Consider the following 5,109-nt stretch of genomic DNA (forward strand, 5'->3'; position numbering starts at 1 on the left):
ATCGAGCATGTACTCGAACGCCTGGTACCGCGGCTTGTACGCCTGGGCCTGCTCAGCGGTGAACACGGCGTGCCACTCCGCACCGAGCTTGGGAATGCTGATGTCCAGGAAGCTGTCGTCCGCGTTGGACAAAGCCACCAGCTTGTAGTTCTCACCCATGAGCTTCAACGGAACCGGCACATCCTCGTGCGCAACCCAGCCGCGCACAGCCTCAGCGAACGCCGCACCGGCACCAGGAGTCGGCCCAATGCCCCAGCGCTTGCACACCCGGTCAAAGGAATCCTGCAGGATCGCCTCGTACGGCTTATAGTCGCCCGTGACCTCGTCGAACCGGTACCCACGGAACTGCTTCTTGAACGCAGGCCACTGCTCCTCAGAGATACGGCCATCCAGCAGACGACGCGTAGTGGGATCAATATCGAAGTTGATAAGCGTGCCATAGACATCAAAAGAGATGTACTTCGGCCGGGAGTTAGTCGTTGCCATGATTCATCCGTTCGTCGAAGTTGTTCGGAGGGCCCGGGGCGCCGAGCCTCTGCAGGGTCCAAGGCATGCTCAGATCATGTGGATTCTCCCCCTATGGGAACTCTGCTGCCGATACGTTCGACTGTAGAACCCAAAATTGTAAATTGTCAACAGTTTGGCGTCCTATGCCCCCGGTCACAGACCCGGTAAATTTTTCTTGTCGTCAATTGTTGACAATCGGCAGACGAGGGGGTTGCATTGGTTTAGATGCGGAACGAGATGCGGATCACATCCCCCGCATGAGATGCAGTCGTTTTGGCGGATCCAATCCGCTGAAACCATTCGAAGGGAAGCACCATGAAGACCATCAACAAAGTTCAGACCGCAGCCGCGGGGCTTGCTGTCCTGCTGTCCCTGAGTGCCTGTGGCGGCGCTGCCACCGGCACCCAGGGAGGGGACATTCCCAAGACGCAGAACACCCGTGACGTCTCCGAGGGTGTCGAGCCGGATGCGGCCGCGGTGGCGCTGCTGCCGGAGTCCTACAAGGCCAAGGGTGAACTGAGCGTGGCGATGGATTTGAGTTCCCCGCCGATGACGTTCCTGGCCGAGGACAACTCAACCCCGATTGGTGTGAACCCGGACCTCGCCCGGCTGGTGGCGAAAAAGCTGGGGCTGAAGCTGAAGTTCGAGAACACGGCGTTTGACACGATCATTCCCGGTATCGACGGCGGCCGCTACGACTTCACCGCCACCACCATGTCCGCCACGGAAGAGCGGCTGAAGGTCCTGGACATGATCAACTACATTAAGGGCGGCTCGGCCATTGCGGTGCCCCATGGCAACCCGAACAATCTGGCCAACGACGAGCTTTGCGGCAAGAACATCGGCGTGACCAAGGGCTCCACCCAGCAGTTGAAGCACCTGCCGAACGTCTCGAAGTGGACCTGTGAGGAAAAGGGCAAGCCGGCCATCAACGGCGTGACGTTGCCCAACGTCCAGGAGGCCCTGACGCAGCTGGACTCCAAGCGGATCGACGGCGTTTTCTATGACGCCAGTGGCCTGGCCTGGGCCGCAGAGCAGCAGCCCAACCACTTCACGGTCCTGGAGCCGAGGATGGATACCCGCACGAACACCAACGTCGCCATGGGGGTCAAGAAGGGCTCCCCGTTGACGCCGGCCCTGCAGAAGGCCATCCAGTCCGTTCTGGAGACCCCGGAATACAAGGAGTCCCTGGAGTACTGGGGCCTGGGCGAATCAGTCATCACCGAAGCCACAATCCGCTAAGGGGAAGTCCATGCAGGAAACAACCATCGAAAGAAACGAAACCCCCATGAGTGGGAAAGAGTCGCATCTGAAGCCACGGCTCCGGCGGCGCAGCACTTTTGAGTATGTCGCCTGGGTGGTCTGCAGCCTGATCGGCATCGGCATCCTGCTCTCGGTGTCGACCAACCCCAACTTCAGGTGGGGTGTTGTCGCCCAGTACTTCACGCATGAATCCATCCTGCGTGGCCTGATGCTCACGATCTTCCTCACGCTTGCCAGCATGGCCCTGGGAACGCTCCTGGGGCTGGGGCTGGCGATCATGCGGTCCTCGAGCATCAAACCGGTCGCGGCCACGGCCAGCGTCTACATCACGATTTTCCGTGGCACCCCGGTCCTGGTGCAGCTGATCTTCTGGTTCAACGTCGCGGCGCTGTACCCGGACCTGTTCATCGGGATTCCGTTTACGGACATCGGCACCGCGATCGATGTGAACGCCCTGATGGCGCCGATCACTGCGGCCCTGGTCGGCCTGACGCTGAACGAGGCCGCGTATATGGCCGAGATCATCCGTGGCGGGTTCTCCTCGGTCGGCAAGGGCCAGATCGAGGCCGCCGACTCCCTGGGCATGAGCGGGGCGATGAAGATGCGCAAGGTCATCATCCCCCAGGCGATGCCCTCGATCATCCCCGCGACCGGCAACCAGGTCATCGGCATGTTCAAGGGAACCTCCCTGGTCAGCGTGCTGGGCGTCGCCGAGCTGCTCCAAAGCGCCCAGCTCATCTACGCCCGCACCTACGAGACCATCCCGCTGCTGATCGTCGCCAGCCTCTGGTACCTGGTGATGACCCTGCTGCTGAGCTACCCGCAGTCCAAGCTCGAGCAAAAATACTCCCGCGCAACCTCCCGGCTTCCCCGGAAGGCGAAAAAAGCTGTGCTGACCGAACCGGAAGGGACCCTGCGATGAGCAACGACGGCACCATTCACGCCCGCGGAATCCGAAAGTCCTTCGGACACAAAACGGTCCTGAAAGATATTGATCTGGACATCGCCAGCGGAGAGATCTGCTGCATCATCGGCCCCAGCGGCTCCGGCAAGTCCACCGTCCTGCGCTGCATCAACGGCCTGGAGACCGTGGACTCCGGGGTTCTGAAGGTCAACGGCGAGGACTTCGGCTACTACGAGACAGACCATGCCTACCTCGCGGTAAGCCGGAAGAAACTCGCTGAGCAGCGCACCAGGATCGGCATGGTCTTCCAGCAGTTCAACCTGTTTCCCAACATGACAGCGCAGGAAAACATCATGTCCGGGCCGGTGCTGGTCAAGGGCGCTGACAAGAAGGAAGCCGCCAAGCGGGCCCACGAGCTGCTGGCCAGTGTCGGCCTGGCCGGGTTCGGGGACTACTACCCCGCCCAGCTCTCCGGCGGGCAGCAGCAGCGCGTCGCCATCGCCCGCTCCCTCGCGATGGACCCCGAGATCATCCTCTTCGATGAACCCACCTCCGCCCTGGACCCCGAAAAGGTCGGCGAAGTGCTCATGGTCATGCAGGACCTCGCCAAGAAGGGCATGACCATGGTGGTGGTTACCCACGAAATGGGCTTCGCCCGTGAAGTGGCCGACTCGCTGATTTTCATGGATGACGGCTACGTGGTTGAACGCGGCGACGCCCGGGAAATCCTGTCCAACCCCAAGGAACCCCGGACGCAGGCCTTCCTGGAAATGGTGCTCTAGGCATGGACGGAACAGTCGCGATCGTTGGCCTTGGCAGCATCGGAAGCATGGCCCTGTGGCAGGCCTCCCGCCTGTCCGACTCGGTGGTGGGCTTCGAGGCCCAGACTCCAGGCCATGCCCGGAGCGCCGTGGGCGGTGATACGCGACTGTTCCGAATGCTGTACCGGGGAGTGCCCGACTATTACCCCGTCCTGGAGCGTTCCCGCAGCCTCTGGGCCGAGCTCGAAGCCGAAACCGGCCAGGACATCCTGACCCGCTGCGGCGGACTGTCCATCGGCACCGCCGACGGCCCGTACATCTCCAAGCTCCTGGAAACCACCCGGGCCAACGGCGCCGAGCACGAAATCCTCAGCCACGAGGCCATGGCCGAACGCTACCCCCAGCACAACCTCCGGCCCGACGACATCGCCGTCTACGACCCCCACGCCGGTGCCCTGCGCACCGACCGCGCCGTCACAGCGGCCGTCGCCGCAGCCCAGGCCAACGGGGCGACAGTCCACACGAACACCCCGATCGACAGCATCGAGGAAACGGACGACGGCGTCGTCATCACCTCCGGGGAGAAGTCCTGGACGTTCGAGAACGTCATCGTCTCCTCCGGCGGCTGGTCCCAGAAGCTCATGCCCGACTACCTCAAGGCAGCAACGCAGACCAAACGGATCTTCCTGACGTGGTTCGTCGCGAAAGACGGGGCGGCATTCACACCGGACAGGTTCCCAATCTTCATCCGGATTTACGAGGACCGCTCCATGTACGGGGCGCCCGCCGTGGATGGTGTGACTGTCAAGGCAACGCTGGACGGCCGCGGCAGACCAACACCGGACCCGAACTCCGTGCCCAGGGAACTGACCCCCGCGGAAATCACCGAGACGACCGAAACCGTCACGGAGTTCTTCCCCGGCCTGTTCCCCACCATCGTCCGCTCCGACGCTTTCCCGGACCTCTTCACCAAAGACGGGCATCCCCTGCTGGGCCGGCTTACGGCGAACAGCAGGATCTACTGCGCCACCGGATTCTCCGGAGGGGGCTTCAAGAACGCCACCGGTTTTGGCGAGATTGCCGCAAGCGAGGCCTTGGGCAAACGTTCCTTCGACGGCCTCGAATTCGTGCGGCCACAACGATTCAAGACCAGCGTTCGGACCCAAGACAAACACTGAGCGAGTCAGCATCGCCCGTTGTTGACACTCCACAACTCTCAGAAAGTATGAAGCCATGGCAACTCTCAGTCCCCTCCTCAAGCAGGCCACTCCTGTCATTGTCGACTCCGCACTCGGAAGCTGGATCCACGCGACCGACGGCAAGAACTACCTGGATTTCACCACCGGTATCGGTGTCACCAGCACGGGTCACTGCCACCCCGACGTCGTAGCGGCAGCACGCGAGCAGGTGGGCAAGATTATTCATGCCCAATACACCACCGTGATGCACAAACCCCTGCTGGAGCTCACCGAAAAGCTCGGCGACTACCTGCCGACGGGGCTGGACAGCGTCTTCTACGCCACGACCGGGTCCGAGGCCGTGGAAGCCTCTGTCCGCCTGGCGCGCATGGCCACGGGACGGCCCAACATCATCTCCTTCCACGGCGGTTTCCATGGCAGGACCGTCGGTGCGGCCTCGCTGACCACGGCCGGCACCAAGTTCCGCTCCGGATTT

The 5,109-nt window shown here is 62.2% G+C and carries 6 protein-coding genes; 5 read left to right on the top strand and 1 reads right to left on the bottom strand.

Going from position 1 to position 5,109, the window contains the following annotated elements; genetic code table 11:
- The coding region (locus tag AC6CH3_RS23160) for an HAD family hydrolase (protein WP_498134667.1) at positions 1 to 486 on the bottom strand (486 nt) is incomplete at its 3' end.
- A gap of 336 nt (positions 487 to 822) precedes the next feature.
- Here AC6CH3_RS23160 and AC6CH3_RS23165 point away from each other — a divergent pair.
- From AC6CH3_RS23165 to AC6CH3_RS23185, 5 genes are all read left to right on the top strand, one after another.
- Positions 823 to 1,749 carry an ABC transporter substrate-binding protein gene (locus AC6CH3_RS23165; protein WP_498134668.1) on the top strand — a complete coding sequence of 309 codons (927 nt, stop codon included), beginning with the start codon at positions 823 to 825 and terminating at the stop codon, positions 1,747 to 1,749.
- 10 nt (positions 1,750 to 1,759) lie between these two features.
- Positions 1,760 to 2,692 (top strand): amino acid ABC transporter permease, encoded by a 933-nt coding sequence (locus AC6CH3_RS23170; RefSeq protein WP_498134664.1) that lies wholly within the window; start codon positions 1,760 to 1,762, stop codon positions 2,690 to 2,692.
- Positions 2,689 to 3,456: an amino acid ABC transporter ATP-binding protein gene (locus tag AC6CH3_RS23175; protein WP_498134669.1), complete on the top strand. Its 768-nt coding sequence runs from the start codon at positions 2,689 to 2,691 to the stop codon at positions 3,454 to 3,456. The genes AC6CH3_RS23170 and AC6CH3_RS23175 overlap by 4 nt, the downstream gene beginning before the upstream one ends.
- A 2-nt stretch (positions 3,457 to 3,458) precedes the next feature.
- Positions 3,459 to 4,613, top strand: a complete 1,155-nt coding sequence (gene solA / locus AC6CH3_RS23180; protein ID WP_498134670.1) for an N-methyl-L-tryptophan oxidase — start codon at positions 3,459 to 3,461, stop codon at positions 4,611 to 4,613.
- A gap of 55 nt (positions 4,614 to 4,668) precedes the next feature.
- Positions 4,669 to 5,109: aminotransferase class III-fold pyridoxal phosphate-dependent enzyme (locus AC6CH3_RS23185; protein WP_498134671.1), on the top strand; the 441-nt coding region annotated here is incomplete at its 3' end.

Source organism: Arthrobacter sp. GQ119 (assembly GCF_059759125.1).

Excerpts from the sequence above, each read along its gene's own strand:
- AC6CH3_RS23165 (WP_498134668.1), top strand. The coding sequence starts at position 823 with ATGAAGACCATCAACAAAGTTCAGACCGCAGCCGCGGGGCTTGCTGTC.
- AC6CH3_RS23170 (WP_498134664.1), top strand. The coding sequence starts at position 1,760 with ATGCAGGAAACAACCATCGAAAGAAACGAAACCCCCATGAGTGGGAAA.
- AC6CH3_RS23175 (WP_498134669.1), top strand. The coding sequence starts at position 2,689 with ATGAGCAACGACGGCACCATTCACGCCCGCGGAATCCGAAAGTCCTTC.
- solA (WP_498134670.1), top strand. The coding sequence starts at position 3,459 with ATGGACGGAACAGTCGCGATCGTTGGCCTTGGCAGCATCGGAAGCATG.